Below are 16630 nucleotides of genomic sequence, written 5' to 3' on the forward strand. Positions count from 1 at the left end.
GGGGAAGGGCGCGATGCCGAAAGTGATGAAGCGCGTGGTGATCGCGGGCGGCGGCACGGCCGGCTGGATCACCGCCGCCGCGCTCAGCAAACAGCTCGGCCCGCTCCTGGATATCACATTGGTCGAGTCCGACGAGATCGGCACGATCGGCGTGGGCGAATCCACCATCCCCACCGCGCGCACCTTTCACGGGCTGATCGGGATCAACGAGCAGGCGTTCATGGCGGAGACCGGGGCCGCCTTCAAACTCGGCATCTCGTTCGAGCATTGGGCGCGGATCGGGGACATGTATTTCCATGCCTTCGGGGAGATCGGCAAATCCACCTGGATGGGGCCGTTCCACCATTTCTGGCTGCAGGCGCGCGAGCGCGGCATCGGCGGCTCGCTCGACGATTATTCCTATGAATTGAAGGCGGCAGAACAGCGCCGGTTCGCCACGTATGAAGGCTCGCCGATCGGCTACGCCTATCATCTCGATGCGGGGCTCTATGCGCGCTACCTTCGCAAGGAGGCCGAGACGAGCGCGATGCGCCGGATCGAGGGCAAGATCCAAAAGGTCGAGCAGGATGGCGAAAGCGGCCACATCACGGGGCTGGTGCTGGAGTCCGGCCAGCGGATCGAGGGCGATCTGTTCATCGATTGCACCGGCTTTCGCGGCCTGCTGATCGAGCAGACGCTGGCCGCCGGTTATGAGGATTGGAGCCACTGGCTGCCCAATGACAGCGCGATCGCCAGCCAGACGCGCTCTGTGGAGCCGGCCGTCCCGTATACGCGCGCGATCGCGCATGGCGCGGGCTGGGAATGGCGGATCCCGCTGCAGCATCGTGTCGGCAACGGCCTCGTCTACAGCAGTCGTCACCTGACCGACGACGAGGCGCATGCGCGCTTCCGCGAGCGGATGGAGGGCGAGATCCTGATCGAACCCAAGCTGATCCGTTTCCGCACCGGGCGCAGGCGCGACGTGTGGGTGAAGAATTGCATCGCGCTGGGGCTCGCCGGTGGTTTCGTCGAGCCGCTGGAATCCACCAGCATCCACATGATCATGATCGCCGTGATCCGCCTGCTGCAGTTGTTCCCGTTCGGCGACGATCAGCCGGTGCTGGCGCGGCGCTTCAACGATCTGGCCGAGCGCGAGATCGAGGGCATCCGCGATTTCGTCATCATGCATTACAAGCTCACCGAGCGCGACGACACGGCCTACTGGCGCGCATGCCGTGATATGGCGATCCCGGATACGCTCCGCGCGCGGCTCGATCTGTTCCGCGAGAGCGGGCATGCCTACCAGACGCCCGACGAACTGTTCCGCCTCGATTCCTGGGTGCAGGTGATGTTCGGCCAGCGCTGGGTGCCGCAGAGCTACCACCACATGGCCGCGATCATGGACACGGCCCGGCTGGAGGAAGCGCTGGGCGATCTGCGGCGCGGCATCGTCCAGGCTGTCGCCAAGCTGCCGACGCAACAGGCTTTCCTCGACAGCTATTGCCGCGCCGATCCGGCGATCGCCTCGGTGCGCTAGGCGGGGAGGGGGCGATGCTGCTGTTCGGCCAGATCGCGCTGATCCTGCTGCTCGCGCGATGCGTCGGGTGGATCGGGCGGCGCTGGCTGGGCCAGCCGCAGGTCGTGGGCGAGATGCTGGCGGGCGTGCTGCTCGGGCCGTCCGTGTTCGGCGCGCTGCTGCCAGGCCTGCAGGCGACGATCTTTCCCGCCGGCAGCCGTCCGGTGCTGCAGGCGCTGGGTCAGTTCGGCATTGCGCTCTACATGTTCCTGATCGGCACGCATTTCCGCACCGATCTGTTCCGCCACAAGGCGCGCGGCGCTTTCGCCGTGTCGCTGGCGGGCATCGCCACGCCCTTTCTGGTCGCCGTTCCGCTGGCGGCCCTGTTGATCGGGGTGCCGGGGCTGTTCGTGGAAGGCCTGTCGCGCCCGGCGGCGACCCTGTTCCTCGGTGCCTGCATCTCGCTCACCGCCTTTCCGATGCTCGCGCGGATCATCGACGAGCGTGGCCTGTCGAACAGCCAGACCGGGACACTGCTTCTCTCGGCCGCGGCGTTTGACGATGCCTGCTCCTGGGGCGTCCTCGCGATCGTGCTGGCGCTGTTCGAGAGGGCCAATGTCGCGATCCTCGCGATAGCCGGCGGGATCGGCTGGACCCTGCTGGTGCTGTTCGGGGCGCCGTTGCTGTTCGCCCCGCTGGCGCGGCGGGTCGAGCAGGCGGGGGGAATGAGTGGGGGCGTGCTGGCGATCACGCTCGCCTTGTTCTGTGTGTCCGCGTTCGTGACGGATGCGATCGGGCTGCATGCCGTCTTCGGTGCCTTCCTGCTGGGCACGCGCATCCCGCGCGGCGCCTTTGCGGAAGGGCTTCAGCAGAAGCTCGACGGCTTCGTGAGCGTGGCGCTCCTGCCTTTGTTCTTCACCTATTCGGGGCTGGTGACGCGCTTCGATCTTCTCGTCGGCGCCTCCCTGCTGCCTGCGACCTTGCTTCTGCTCGTCGCGTCGATCGCGTCGAAAGGGGGTGCCTGTTTCGTGGCGTCGCGGATCGCGGGCGAGGACCGGCGCACCGCCTTCGGCATCGGCGCTCTGATGAATGCGCGCGGGATGATGGAATTGATCATCATCGGCATTGGTCTGGAGAAGGGCATCATCGGCGCGCCGCTGCACGCGATGCTCGCCCTGATGACGATCGTGACGACGATGGCGGCGGGCCCGGCCTTCGATTGGGTGAGGCGCGGCAGGACGGACCCGCTTTCCGCACCGGGCGGCGGGGCGGCGTCGGCCCGGTCGGACGCATAGGCGATGCGGATCGGTCAAAGGGCCGATTCCGCATCGTCGCCCCCCGCTTGTCGTCGGACAAGAAAGTGGCGGCTGGCCAAGAACGAGCCAGCCGCCAGTTGGGAGGATCGGGAGGCGCCGCCCACGGGGGATGCGGCGGCGCCAAATATTATGCGCGGCGAAACCGGCTTTGTTTCCGAAGATCGAAACTGCCCCCGGAGACCAGTCCGCCGTCATCAAATGGTAGCGTTATCTCTAAGTCGAAAGGTACTTCATCAGACAACGTTGTCAACAACTCGACTCGATTTTCTGCAAGAAAAGAAATTTGGCCGCACCTTGCACGATGGATGGCGCCCAGACCGATTTCAGGCTTGCCCGTGCGCGCACAGATGATAGCGTTATCAACAACGATAGAAGCCACCGGAACCGGTGATCAGGAGAGGTTATGAACGGACGCTTCCGCCCCAAAAGCCACATGATCGCGATCGCCTGTCTGGCGCTGCTGGGATCCGCATCCCGCGCGGCGACGGTCGCCCCGCCGATCTACAAGGATGCGACCCGCCCGATCGAGGCGCGCGTGGACGATCTGCTCGGCCGGATGACGCTGGAGGAGAAGATCACCCAGATCACGGCGATCTGGGAAGCCAAGGCGACGATCTTCGACAGCAAGCTCCAGCTCGATCCCGCGAAGCTGCGCGCGCGCTATCCGAACGGGATCGGCCAGTTCACCCGGCCCTCGGACGCCAAGGGCCCGGTCTCGCCGCGTGTCGTGCCGGGGCGCGGCGTCCGCCAGACGACCGATCTGGTCAACGCGCTCCAGCGCTGGGCGGTGAACGAGACGCGGCTGGGCATCCCGATCCTGTTCCACGAAGAGGCGCTGCACGGCTATGCCGCGCCCGGCGCGACCAGCTTTCCGCAGGCGATCGCGCTCGCCTCCTCCTGGGATCCCGATCTCGTCCGCCGGATCAACGGCGTGATCGCGCGGGAGGTGAGCGCGCGCGGCGTCAGCCTCGCACTGTCGCCCGTCGTGGACATCGCCCGCGATCCGCGCTGGGGCCGGATCGAGGAGACGTTCGGCGAGGATCCCTATCTGGTCGGCGAGATGGGCGTCGCGGCTGTCGAAGGCCTGCAGGGCCCCGGCCGCGCGCGCCTGATAGGCCCCGATCATGTGTTCGCCACGCTCAAGCATCTCACCGGCCACGGCCAGCCGGAGAGCGGCAACAATATCGGCCCGGCCCCCGTCTCCGAACGCGAACTGCGCGAGAATTTCTTCCCGCCGTTCGAGGAGGTGGTGAAGCGCACCGGGATCGAGGCGGTGATGGCCTCGTACAATGAAATCGACGGCATGCCCTCGCACGCCAATCGCTGGCTGCTGCACGATGTGTTGCGCGGCGAGTGGGGCTATCAGGGCGCGATCGTCAGCGATTATTCGGCGGTCGATCAGCTGCGCGACATCCACCACATCACGGACAGTCTGGAAGGCGCCGCCACGCGCGCGCTGGCGGCGGGCGTCGATGCCGATCTGCCCGAGGGCCTGTCCTATGCCACGCTGGCGAAGGCGGTGCGCGAGGGGCGGGTGCGCGAGGCGGATGTGGATGCGGCCGTGCGCCACATGCTCGATCTGAAGTTCCGCGCGGGCCTGTTCGAGCATCCCTATGCCGATGCCGCCCGCGCCGAGCGCATCACGAACGATGCCGAGGCGAAGGCGCTGGCGCTGCTCGCCGCCCAAAAATCGATCACCCTGCTCAAGAATGACGGCATGTTGCCGCTTGCCATGCCCGCCGCCGGCAGCGGAAAGACGATCGCGGTGATCGGGCCGAGCGCGGCGGTGGCGCGGCTCGGCGGCTATTATGGCCAGCCGCCGCACAGCGTCTCGATCCTCGAAGGCATCCGCACCAAGCTGGGCACGCGCGCCAACATCGTCTTCGCGCAGGGCGTGAAGATCACCGAGAATGACGATTGGTGGGAGGATGCGGTCAAGCTCGCCGATCCGGTCGAGAACCGGAAACTGATCGCGCAGGCGGTGGAGGCCGCGCGCGGCGCCGACACGATCATCCTGTGCATCGGCGATACCGAGCAATCGAGCCGCGAGGGTTGGGCGCCCAACCATCTCGGCGATCGCGACAGCCTCGATCTCGTCGGCCAGCAGCAGGACTTGTTCGATGCGCTGAAGGCGCTCGGCAAGCCGATCACGGTCGTCCTGATCAACGGCCGTCCGGCCTCCACCGTCACGATCGCGGAGCAGGCCAATGCGCTGCTCGAAGGCTGGTATCTGGGCGAGCAGAGCGGCAATGCCGTGGCCGACGTTTTGTTCGGCACGGTCGATCCGGGCGGCAAGCTGCCGGTGACGATCCCGCGCTCGGTCGGCCAGCTGCCGGTCTATTACAATGCCAAGCCGTCCGCGCATCGCGGCTATCTGTTCACCGAGAATGCGCCCCTGTTCCCGTTCGGCTGGGGCCTCAGCTACACCCGCTTCGAGATCGGCGCGCCGCGCCTGTCGCGCAGCAGGATCGGCACGGGCGAGACGGTGCAGGTCGCGGTCGATGTCCGCAACAGCGGCGAGCGCGCCGGGGACGAGACGGTGCAGCTCTACATCCACGATGTCGTGAGTTCGGTGACGCGCCCGATCAAGGAATTGCGCGGCTTCCAGCGTGTGACGCTGCAGCCGGGCGAGCGCAGGACGCTCACCTTCACGCTCACGCCGCACAGTCTGGAGATGTGGAACGATCAGATGCGCCGCGTCGTCGAGCCCGGCACGTTCGAGATCATGACCGGCCCCAATTCGGTGGACCTGAAGAAGGCGGTTCTCACCGTCGAATAAGCGATCCGTACTCCTGCGAACGCAGGAGCCCAGGGCTGCAAGCGCACCGCCCGAAGCTCTGGGCTCCCGCCTTCGCGGGAGTACGGGAGGGCGCCTCGATCAGTGCTTGGACAAGGTCCGGTCCAGCGCGTCCTGCCAGCCCGCGATCAGCCGTGCGCGCTTGTCCTCGGGCATGTGGGGCTCGAACGCGGCATCGCGCGACCAGATCGCCTCCAGCTCGTCGAGGCCCGACCACAGGCCGACCGCAAGGCCCGCATGGAAAGCCGCGCCGCGCGCGGTCGTCTCCAGATCGTCGGGGCGCTCGACGGGCGCCTGCAGCAGATCGGCGAGGAAGGTGCACAGCCAGTCGTTCGCGGCCATGCCGCCATCGACGCGCAGGATATCGGGCCGGTGGCCGCCATCCTTCACCATCGCCTCGACCAGATCGAGCGTCTGATAGCCCACCGCCTCCAGCGCGGCACGGGCGAGATGCGCCTGCGTGGCGCCCAGCGTCAGGCCGAAGATCGCGCCGCGTGCGTCCGGATCCCAGTGCGGCGCGCCGAGGCCGACGAAGGCCGGCACCATATAGACACCGTGGCTGTCCGGCACCTGCGTCGCCATGTCGTTCGTCTCGCGGGCGTGCGTGATCACGCCGATGCCGTCGCGCAGCCACTTCACCGCCGCGCCCGCCACGAAGATCGAGCCTTCCAGCGCATAGGTGGTCTTGCCGTCGATCCGGTAGGCGGGGGTGGTGAGCATGCGATGCTCGGAGGTGATCGCCTCCTCGCCCGTATTCAGCAGCAGGAAGCAGCCGGTGCCGTAGGTGGATTTGGCGGTGCCGCGCGCGAAGCAGGCCTGGCCGAACAAAGCCGCCTGCTGATCGCCGGCAATGCCTGCGATCGGGATTTCGGCGTCGAGCAGACCGGGCGCGGTCGTGCCGAACAGGTGCGCATTGTCATGCACCTCGGGCAGCATCGATGCCGGCACGCCGAACAGTTCGCACAATTCCTCGTCCCAGCGATTTTCGTGGATGTTCCACAGCATCGTGCGCGAGGCATTGGTGACGTCGGTCGCGTGGACCTTCCCCTCGGTCAGGCGCCACAGCAGGAAGCTGTCGATCGTGCCGAAGGCGAGTTCGCCACGCTCGGCCCGCGCGCGCGCGCCCTCCACCTTGTCGAGGATCCAGCCGATCTTGGTGGCGGAGAAATAGGGGTCGAGCAGCAGGCCGGTCTTGGCGCGCACGTTCGGCTCGGCGCCATCCGCCTTCAACTGCGCGCAGCGCTCGGCGGTGCGGCGATCCTGCCAGACGATCGCATTGTGGATCGCCTCGCCGGTCTTGCGATCCCACACCACGCTCGTCTCGCGCTGGTTGGTGATGCCGATCGCGGCGATCGCGTCGGCGCCCACCTTGCTCGTCTCGATCGCCTCGCGTGCGGTCGCCAGCACGTCGCGCCAGATGTCCTCGGGATCATGCTCCACCCAGCCGGGCTCGGGATAATGCTGTGGGAATTCGCGCTGGGCGGTGGCGACCCGCTTGGCGCGCGCATCGAAGATGATGCTGCGCGTCGAGGTCGTGCCCTGATCGATGGCGAGGATGTAGCGGCGCTCGGCCATGTTGCTCTCTCCTTGAATTCTTATGCGGATGCGCCGCCGCGCGGCGGCAGATAGGGCTTCACAAGGAACTGGTAGATCGCGCCGCCGGTTACGCCGCCCAGCAGCGGCCCGGCGATCGGCACCCACCAGTAATTGTTGGGGCCGGGAAACGCCGATCCGCCCCAGCCGGTGAGGAAGCAGAACAGGCGCGGGCCGAAATCGCGCGCCGGGTTGATCGGCCATGCTTCCAGAAAGCCGAAGCAGGCGCCGATCGTGGCCACCAGCAGACCGATCATCAGCGCGCCCGAATTGGCCTGCGGGGCGACGGTGTTATATTCGTCGGTGATCGCGAAGATGCCGAGCAGCAGCACCGCCGTCAGCACCACTTCGTCCCAGAAAGCGTGGATCGGCGTGATGTGCGCGCCGGGGGCGGTGAAGAACACGCCCGCCGCGCCGCCATCCGCGCGCGTCAGCCCGTGGGTAGTGTTGTAGGCGTCGATCACCGGGCCGAAGAGCTGGTGGACGATCGCCGCGCCGATGAACGCGCCCACGATCTGCGCCGCCACATAAGGCAGCACCTTTTTCACCGGGAAACCGCGAAACACGGTGAGCGCCAGCGTCACCGCCGGGTTCGCATGCGTGCCCGAAACCGAGCCTGTCACGAAGATCGCCAGCGTCACGGCCAGCCCCCAGGCGATGCACACGCCCCAGTAAGCGGTGGCGTAGGGGCTGGGATCGTACAGCGTGATCATCGCCGCCGCCGAGTCGCCCAATGTGATGATGATGGCGGTCGCCAATGCCTCGGCGATCAGTTCGCCCCGCAGCTTGTATGCCTGCGTCGTCATGCCTTCTCCTCTCGCTTCCCGGGCTTGCGGCCGGGCCAGCGATGCGAGTCCTCTGCCGTTTTCGCTCGAACGTCAAATATTTTCGTTTCATTTTCGTTTGCGCGGTTCTATTTTCGTTTTGCGGCCATAGGGCACGCATGGAAAGGGATGTGGATGAACGAGGCGGCGCGGGCTGAGGGCCCGGTGGTCGACCTTCTTGTGGTCGGCGGCGGTATCAATGGAGCGGGGATCGCGCGCGACGCGGTCGGCCGTGGCCTGTCCGTCTTGCTGGTCGAGCAGGACGATCTGGCGGCGCACACCTCCTCCTCCTCGACCAAGCTGATCCATGGCGGCCTGCGCTATCTGGAATATGGCGAGTTCCGGCTGGTCCGCGAGGCGCTGATCGAGCGTGAGCGGCTGTGGGGCATGGCGCCGCACATCATCTGGCCGCTGCGGTTCGTACTGCCGCAGACCCAGTCGCCGCGTCCGGCTTGGATGGTTCGACTCGGCCTGTTCCTCTACGATCATCTCGGCGGCCGGAAGAAACTGCCCGGCACCGAGACGATCGATCTCGGCCGCACGCGCTACGGCAACGGGCTCAAGCAATCGAAGGGCAAGGCCTTCGTCTATTCGGACTGCTGGGTGCAGGACAGCCGCCTGACCGTGCTGAACGCGCGCGACGCGGCCGATCGCGGCGCCGACATCCGCACCCGCACCAAGCTGATTTCCGCGCAGCGCGTCGGCGAGGGCTGGGTCGCGACGATCGAGGATGAGAGCGGCCAGCGCGAGGTGAAGGCGCGCGTCCTCGTCAATGCGGCGGGGCCGTGGGTGGCGGACGTGCTGGGCCGCGTGCCCGATGCGAATGTCGATCGCGGCGTGCGCCTGATCAAGGGCAGCCACATCATCGTCGATCGCCTGTACGAGGGCGACCACGCCTTCATGCTGCAGAATCCCGATCGCCGCATCGTGTTCACCATTCCCTATGAGGGTCGCTTCACGCTGATCGGGACTACCGATGAGCCGTGGGAAGGCGCCCCCGCCAAGGCGCAGATCAGCGCGGGCGAAACCAGCTATCTGCTCGAGACCGTGAACCGCTATTTCACGAAGGGCCTGAGCGAGAGCGACGTGGTCTGGAGCTATGCCGGCATCCGCCCGCTCTATGACGACAAGGCCGGCAGCGCCTCGGCCGTGACGCGCGATTATGTGCTGGATCTGGATGCGGGCGAGGGGCGGGCGCCGATGCTCAGCATCTTCGGCGGCAAGATCACCACCTATCGCAAGCTGGCCGAACATGCGCTGGAGGAACTGGCGCGCTTCTTCCCCGACGCGAAGCCGGCCTGGACGGCCGGCGCGACGCTGCCGGGCGGCGACATGGCCGATTTCGAGACGTTCGTGGGCAAGCTCGTGGCCGCGCGGCCGGGCCTGCCCGCCGATCTGCTCCGCCGTCTCGCGCGCGCTTACGGGACCTGCGTCGATGATCTGCTCGGAAGTGCGGGCACGCTGGCCGATCTGGGCGAGGATCTCGGCGGCCATCTGACGACGCGCGAGGTGGAGTATCTGCGCGAGCGCGAATGGGCGCGCACGGCGGAGGACATCCTCTATCGCCGCTCGAAGCTCGGCCTGCATGTGCCGCCGGGAACGTCCGAGCGGCTGACCGCGTATCTCGCCGCACAGCCCATGGCCGTCACGGCAAGCTGATGGCCGCCGAGGGGGCAGACATCGTCGCGCAGCGCCATGCCCGGATCCTCGAGATCGCGCGGCATGCGGGCAGCGTCGCCGTGGAAACGCTCGCCGCCGAACTGGACGTGACGCCACAGACCATCCGGCGCGATCTGAACATGCTCGCCCAGCGATCGATGCTGTCCCGCGTGCATGGCGGGGCTGTCGTCACCTCGGGCGTCGACAATCTGGATCGCGAGGCCCGGCGCCATGTCGCGGCGGGGGCCAAGGCCGCGATCGGCGAGGCTGCCGCCGCGCTCGTCCCCAACGGCGCGAGCCTGTTCATCAATATCGGCACGACGACTGAGGCGATCGCCCGCGCTCTGGTGGATCATCGCGATCTGCTGGTCGTCACCAACAATCTCAACGTGATCGACATCCTCGGCAACCGCCCCTCGATCGAGGTGATCGTGGCGGGCGGCAAGGTGCGCGGCACGGATCGCGCGGTGGTCGGCGCGCTGGCGATGGATTTCATCCGCGCCTTCAAGGTGGATTATGCGCTGATCGGCGCCTCGGCCGTGGACGAGGAGGGCACTTTGCTCGACTTCGACGTGGACGAGGTGCGTGTCTCGCAGACGATCATCACGCAGGCCCGCACCGTGATCCTCGGCGTCGATCGCACCAAGTTCGGCCGGCCCGCGCCGGTCCGCATCGCGGAGATGGATGCGATCGATCATCTCGTCACCGATCGCATGACCGATCCGGCGGTGGCGGCGGCGTGCAGGGCCGCGAACGTTGCCGTGCATGAGACGGAGAAATTGGACTGACCAAAAATTCAGATCCGGTATAATAAGCCGGACGGAAGAGGGGATGGAATGAGGCGAGTGAAGCATCTCAGGTGGTGGATCGTCGCGCTGATCTGCGCGGGCACGATCGCCAATTATCTCGCCCGCAATTCGCTGGGCGTGCTGGCAGCCGAGCTGAAGACCAGCCTGTCCATGTCCACCCAGCAATACAGCTATGTCGTCGGCGCGTTCCAGCTGGCCTATACCGTGATGCAGCCGGTGGCGGGCGCGATCGTCGATCGGATCGGCCTGCGCGCCGGCTTCGCGCTGTTCGGTCTCGCCTGGTCCGCGGCGAACATGCTGCACGCGCTGGCCTTCAGCTGGCTCACCCTCGCTTTCTTCCGCGGCCTGCTCGGCCTCGCCGAATCCGCCGCCGTGCCCTCGGGGATCAAGGCCATCGCCGAATGGTTTCCCGCGCGCGAGCGGTCGGTCGCGGTCGGCTGGTTCAATGCGGGCACCTCGATCGGCGCGCTGATCGCGCCGCCGATCGTGGTGGCGGTGTCGCTCTGGGCCGATTGGCGCGTGGCCTTCATCGTCACCGGCGCGGTCGGCCTGATCTGGGCCGCCGCCTGGTATGGCTTCTATCGCTCCCCCGCCACGCATCCCGCGATCACGCCCGAGGAGCGGGCCCTGATCGCGTCCGACAGGCCCGCAAACCCCGTCACCCGCGCCACCACACGCGAAATCCTCGCCAGCCCGCGCTTCTGGACGATCGCGGTGCCGCGCTTCCTGGTCGAGCCTGCGTGGCAGACGTTCAGCTTCTGGATCCCGCTCTATCTCGCCTCCGAACGTGGCATGGATCTGAAGCAGATTGCGATGTTCGCGTGGCTGCCCTTCCTCGCCGCCGATCTGGGCGGGGTGCTGGGCGGCTATCTCTCGCCCTTCCTGATCCGTCGCTTCGGCGTCACGCTGATCCCCTCGCGCGTGGCGGGCATCGCCATGGCGGCGGTGCTGATGATCGCGCCGGGCTGCATCGGCCTCGTCGCCAGCCCCTATGCCGCGATCGCGCTCTTCTGCATCGGCGGCTTCGCGCACCAGATCATCTCGGTGCTGATCAACACGCTCTCGGCCGACGTCTTCACCGCCGAGGAAGTGGGCACCGCCAACGGCTTCGTCGGCCAGGCCGGCTGGGTCGGCGGTTTGCTCTTCTCGCTGCTGATCGGCCAGCTGGCCGACCTGATCGGCTACGCGCCCTTGTTCGCCTGCCTGTCCGTCTTCGATCTGATCGCGGCCGCGATCCTGATCCTCGCCATTCGTCATCTCACGCTTCCGGAGTCCGCCCGATGAGACGCGCCACGCTTTCCAATCCGCCGCGTTTCCGCGTCACCGATCGCGCCACCGGCCGGGTGACGCTCACCGCCGATACGGGCGCGGTCGCCCACCTGTTCGTGCTGGAGGACGATATCGTCCGCCTGCTGCTGCTGGCCGAGGGTGCGGTGACGAGCCCGCCGAGCTGGGCCATCGCCCCCGGCGCCGAGGATATCGCCGAACCCGGCCGCGACCGGATGGACGTGAGCGGCTTCACCTGCCCGGACTATCTGCTGGAGACGGATGAGGGCGTGCTGGTCCTCGCCACGCGCCGTATCCGCCTGACCGTCCAGCTGCACGGCCTCCACTGCAGCTGGGAGCAGAAGGTGGCAGGCGAATGGCGCCTGATGGCGGCCGATCGCCCCACCCAGTCCTATGATTTCGGCTGGTGGGACGGCCGCACCTATCACTATCTCGCGCGGCGCTCCGGCGAGCGCTTCTTCGGCCTCGGCGACCGCTCCGGCGATTGCGATCGCGCCGGTCGCAGCTTCCGCCTCACCAATCTCGATCCGATGGGCTTTGACGCGGAGAATGCCGATCCGCTCTACAAGTCGATCCCGTATGTCCTCGTCGCGGACGGGGAGGGGGCCTGCCACGGCGCCTTCTACGACAGCTCCTCCGACATCAGCTTCGATTTCGGGCGCGAGCTGGACAATTATCATGGACATTATCGCCACATGATCGCGGCCTCCGGCGATCTCGATCTGTGGATGATCGCCGGGCCCGATCCGCTGGCGGTGACGAAGCGCTTCACCTGGCTCACCGGTCGCCCCGCGCTGATGCCGCGCTGGTCGCTCGGTTACTCCGGCTCGACCATGACCTATACGGACGCGCCCGATGCCGAGGCGCAGATGGCGGGCTTCCTCGACAAACTGGCCGAGCATGATCTCGGCTGCACGTCGTTCCATTTGTCGTCCGGCTACACCTCGATCGGCGACAAGCGCTACGTGTTCAACTGGAACCGCGACAAATTCCCGGATCCCGCCGCCTTCGTGAAAAGCTATGCGGATGCAGGCGTCCAGCTTGTGCCCAACATCAAGCCGGCTCTGCTCCGCAGCCACCCGCGCTATGACGAGGTCGCCGCCGCCGGCCTGTTCGTGGCGGACGAGGCGGGCGAGCCGATCGAGGCACAGTTCTGGGACGAGGCGGGCAGCTATATCGATTTCACCGATCCGAAGGCGGCCGCCTGGTGGCGCGATCAGGTGAAGACGGCTCTGCTCGACAACGGCATCGTCTCCACTTGGAACGACAATAACGAATATGAGATCTGGGATGCGCGCGCGCGCTTCGCCGGCTTCGGCACGCCGCGTTCGGCCGCCGAGATGCGCCCCGTTCAGCCGCTGCTGATGAGCCGCGCCTCGCGCCGCGCGCAGACCGAGTATTTCCCCGATCGCCGGCCTTACGTGGTCACCCGATCGGGCATGGCGGGCCTCCAGCGTTATGCGCAGACGTGGAGCGGCGACAATCGCACCGAATGGAAGTCGCTCCGCTACAATGCGCGCCAGTCGATCGGCCTCGCTCTGTCGGGCGTGTCGAACAGCGGGCACGATATCGGCGGCTTCGCCGGTCCCGCACCGTCGCCCGAGCTGCTGATCCGCTGGGTTCAGGCGGGCGTGATGATGCCGCGCTTCAGCATCCACAGCTGGAATGACGATCGCACCGTCAATGAGCCGTGGATGTACCCACAGGCTCTGCCCGCGATGCGCCGCCTGCTGGCGCTGCGGCAGACTCTGGTGCCGTTCTTCTACGATCTGCTCCACCGTTATCATGCCGAGTATGAGCCGATGGTGCGCCCCACCTGGCTGGATTTCCCCAACGATCCGCAGGCGTGGGCCGAGTGTGACGAGCATCTGCTCGGCCCCGATCTGCTGGTCGCCTGCGTGATGGAGGAGGGCGCCACCGAGCGCACCGTTCGCCCGCCCGCAGGCGCCGACTGGATCGACGTATGGAGCGGCGCGCGGCTGGAAGGCGGCATCACGCATATTCTGTCCGCCCCGGTGGAGGGAAACCCGCCGCTGCTGGCGCGCGCGGGATCCGCGATGCTGGTGGATCTCGCCACGGGCGGCTGGCGGCCGGGCGAGGCCGATCGCGGCATCTGGCTGTTCCCGCCCGCCGAGGGCACGTTCGATTGGTCGGCCATCGAGGATGGCGGCGACGGTGCCGCGCCGGTCGATCGCTGGCACGTCCGGGGAGAGGCCGATGCCGCCCAGATCCGGATCGAGATCACGAGGGTCGGGCCGGGCTCCGGCGACCCTCGCGTGACCCTGCTGCTGCCGCCGGGCGACGCACGCGACATCGTGGTGGGCGGCGGCGCTGGTGCGCCTGTCGAACGCGATAGTCGCAGAGGTGTCACACTCACGCTCTGAATCGCAAGTCGGTTAGACCAATATGGGAGCGATAACGGTAAAATTGCGTAGAGTTGCTTGAATCTGGTCAGGCCATTTGATAGGCACGGGTCTGAGCCGAAACAAAGAATAATCGGCCTGAAACATAGGGGAGGTTGAATGACCCGCTTTCAAAGCAATGTCGCCCGTGGTGCGTTTGCCGCCGGGCTGATCCTAGCGGCCACGCCGCTCTGGGCGCAGGCGGCGCCCGATGCGGCCGCGCCCGCTGCCGAACCAGCCGCCGCGCCCGCCGCCCGCGCCGCCAACGATCCGGGCGAAATCATCGTCACCGCGCAGAAGCGCGCCGAAAACGTCCAGTCCGTGCCGCTCGCCGTCTCGGTCGTCTCGCCGACCCAGCTCGCCGCCGCCGGCGTCCGCCAGTTCCAGGATCTCGGCAAGATCGCGCCGTCGCTCACGATCCGGCCGGCCGAGCATCCGGTGAACGCGAACATCTCGCTGCGCGGCGTCGGCACCTTCGCCTTCGGCATCGGCGTGGAGCCCAGCGTCGCCGTGCTGACGGACGAAGTGCCGCTCGCCTTCCAGGCGCGCGCCTTCACCGATCTGCCCGACGTGGAGCGGATCGAGGTGCTGCGCGGGCCGCAGAGCACGCTTTACGGCAAGTCGGCGTCGGCCGGCCTGATCAACATCATCACGCGCAATCCGACCGACACCTTCCATGTCCGCGCCAACGCCACGGCAACGACGGATTCCGAATATGGCGGCAATTTCAGCATCTCGGGCCCGATCAACGAGAAGCTCGGCTACATCGTCTCGGCCAGCTATTCCTCTTGGGATGGCAATGTGAAGAACCTCTTCAACGGCAAGGACGTCAACGGCCGCAAGACGTTCAACACGCGCGGAAAATTGCGCTTCAAGCCGAGCGGCACCGCCACCTTCACGCTCTCCGCCAATTATCTGGACGGCAGCACCGACGTGGGTCGTCCGTTCGTCCGCCTGTCGTCCAATGCGCGCCTGCGCGGCGTCGCCGCGTTGACGCAGGCGGTGACGATGCCGGGAGTCGTCGTCAGCACCGACAATACCGACATCAGCAACAATTATGACGCGCGCACCAAATATTCGGGCTGGGGCGGCAATCTGCGTGGCGAGATCGAATTGGGCGAGATGAGCCTGATCACCGTCTCGTCCTACGACAAGTTCCACCTCCACGATTATCTGGATCATGACGATACGTCGGTGCCGACCAGCATCAGCAATTTCGGCAGCAACATCCAGGTCGGCGAGTTCAAGTCCGAACTGTACACGCAGGAAGTCCGCCTGCAGTCGCCGTCGAGCAAGCCGTTCCGCTACACGGTCGGCGCGTATTACGCGCATGTCGCATTCGAGCGGCCGTTCGTGCGCGGGCCCTATTTCTCGCTCGCCAACTGGTACGCCACCTCGAAGTCGCGCCAGATTGCGGGCTTCGTCCAGGCGGACTGGGAGTTCCTGCCGCACGCCACGCTGACCGGCGGCGCACGCATCCAGAACGAGAAGATCGACTACACCTTCAAGGATAATCTGGCGGTGGCGCCGGCCGCCTCCTTCTTCAGCGGCGGCGCGAAGGATACGGCCGAGACGTGGAAGGCGAGCCTGCGCTACGAATTCACGCCCACGATCAGCGCCTTCGCCACCTATGCCACCGGCTATAAGGGCCAGACCTACGATCTGACGACCGGCTTCAACGCGAACCGTCAGGCGGCCGGCCCGATCAAGCCCGAAAAGTCGAAGGACAAGGAACTGGGCATCCGCACCCAGTGGTTCGATCATCGCCTGACCTTCAACATCACTTTGTTCCAGACCGACTATAAGAACCTGCAGGCGCAGACGATCGAGACGCTGGCGGACGGCACCTCGAACTTCCGCCTCACCAATGTCGGCAAGCTGGGCACGAAGGGCGTCGAAGTCGATACGACGGCGCGCGTCGGATCGGACATCACGCTGGGCGCCTCGATGGCCTATCTGGATGCCAAGTATAAGTCGTTCCCGGTCGCGCAATGCTATCCGACGCAGACGGTGGCGCAGGGTTGCATCGATCCGGGCGGCGGTGCCGCGAGCTACCAGAATCTCACCGGGACGCGCGCCGTGCAGGCGCCGAAATGGAAGTTCTCGGCCACCGGCGAATATTCGCCGGCACTCACCGACAAGCTGCGCGGCATCGTGCAGGGCAACTGGCAGTATCAGAGCAGCATCTTCTATGCCTCGCGCGATCCCGAGCTGACGCAGAAGGGCTATCACATCGTCAATGTCGGCCTGGGTGTCCGCAGCCAGGATCGGAAGTGGGAAGTGGTCGGCTTCGTCAACAATCTGTTCGATCAGCAATATTTCCCGGCTCTGGTAAACAGCGCGGGCAATTTCGGTCTCTCGGCGTCCAATCCGGGACAGGCGACGCAGGCCGTGCTGCCTCGAGACTTCCGCCGTTATGGCGGCGTCCGGGTCGGCCTGACCTTCTGA

10 protein-coding genes are annotated in these 16630 nt (G+C 66.6%); 8 read left to right on the top strand and 2 right to left on the bottom strand.

Annotation, left to right across the window (positions count from 1 at the left end; translation table 11 throughout):
• Positions 1 to 13 precede the first annotated feature (13 nt).
• From HL653_RS16330 to HL653_RS16340, 3 genes are all read left to right on the top strand, one after another.
• A complete protein-coding gene (locus tag HL653_RS16330; protein WP_171745453.1) occupies positions 14 to 1516 on the top strand; it encodes a tryptophan halogenase family protein in 1503 nt (500 codons plus the stop codon).
• Positions 1517 to 1530: 14 nt separating this feature from the next.
• Positions 1531 to 2790 carry a cation:proton antiporter gene (locus tag HL653_RS16335; protein WP_171745454.1) on the top strand — a complete coding sequence of 420 codons (1260 nt, stop codon included), beginning with the start codon at positions 1531 to 1533 and terminating at the stop codon, positions 2788 to 2790.
• 454 nt (positions 2791 to 3244) lie between these two features.
• Positions 3245 to 5590: a glycoside hydrolase family 3 N-terminal domain-containing protein gene (locus HL653_RS16340; RefSeq protein WP_171747044.1), complete on the top strand. Its 2346-nt coding sequence runs from the start codon at positions 3245 to 3247 to the stop codon at positions 5588 to 5590.
• 99 nt (positions 5591 to 5689) lie between these two features.
• Here HL653_RS16340 and glpK read toward each other — a convergent pair whose 3' ends face one another.
• Both glpK and HL653_RS16350 read right to left on the bottom strand, forming a co-directional pair.
• The gene (glpK, locus tag HL653_RS16345; protein ID WP_171745455.1) at positions 5690 to 7183 is read right to left on the bottom strand and encodes a glycerol kinase GlpK; all 1494 of its coding nucleotides are present in this window, start codon (positions 7181 to 7183) and stop codon (positions 5690 to 5692) included.
• 20 nt (positions 7184 to 7203) lie between these two features.
• On the bottom strand, positions 7204 to 8007 hold the full coding sequence (locus HL653_RS16350) for an MIP/aquaporin family protein (protein WP_171745456.1): 804 nt from the start codon (positions 8005 to 8007) through the stop codon (positions 7204 to 7206).
• 153 nt (positions 8008 to 8160) lie between these two features.
• On the opposite strand from HL653_RS16350, the gene HL653_RS16355 reads away from it, so the two are divergent.
• The 5 genes from HL653_RS16355 (at position 8161) to HL653_RS16375 (ending at position 16630) form a co-directional block, all read left to right on the top strand.
• A complete protein-coding gene (locus HL653_RS16355) occupies positions 8161 to 9684 on the top strand; it encodes a glycerol-3-phosphate dehydrogenase (RefSeq protein ID WP_171745457.1) in 1524 nt (507 codons plus the stop codon).
• Positions 9684 to 10472 carry a DeoR/GlpR family DNA-binding transcription regulator gene (locus HL653_RS16360; protein WP_171745458.1) on the top strand — a complete coding sequence of 263 codons (789 nt, stop codon included), beginning with the start codon at positions 9684 to 9686 and terminating at the stop codon, positions 10470 to 10472. Before HL653_RS16355 ends, HL653_RS16360 begins: the two co-directional genes overlap by 1 nt.
• 48 nt (positions 10473 to 10520) lie before the next feature.
• On the top strand, positions 10521 to 11777 hold the full coding sequence (locus HL653_RS16365; RefSeq protein WP_171745459.1) for an MFS transporter: 1257 nt from the start codon (positions 10521 to 10523) through the stop codon (positions 11775 to 11777).
• Positions 11774 to 14164 carry a TIM-barrel domain-containing protein gene (locus tag HL653_RS16370; RefSeq protein ID WP_171745460.1) on the top strand — a complete coding sequence of 797 codons (2391 nt, stop codon included), beginning with the start codon at positions 11774 to 11776 and terminating at the stop codon, positions 14162 to 14164. Before HL653_RS16365 ends, HL653_RS16370 begins: the two co-directional genes overlap by 4 nt.
• A 138-nt stretch (positions 14165 to 14302) precedes the next feature.
• Positions 14303 to 16630 carry a TonB-dependent receptor gene (locus tag HL653_RS16375; protein WP_171745461.1) on the top strand — a complete coding sequence of 776 codons (2328 nt, stop codon included), beginning with the start codon at positions 14303 to 14305 and terminating at the stop codon, positions 16628 to 16630.

It is taken from the genome of Sphingomonas sp. AP4-R1 (genome assembly GCF_013113735.1).
Classification (GTDB): Bacteria; Pseudomonadota; Alphaproteobacteria; order Sphingomonadales; family Sphingomonadaceae; genus Sphingomonas_I.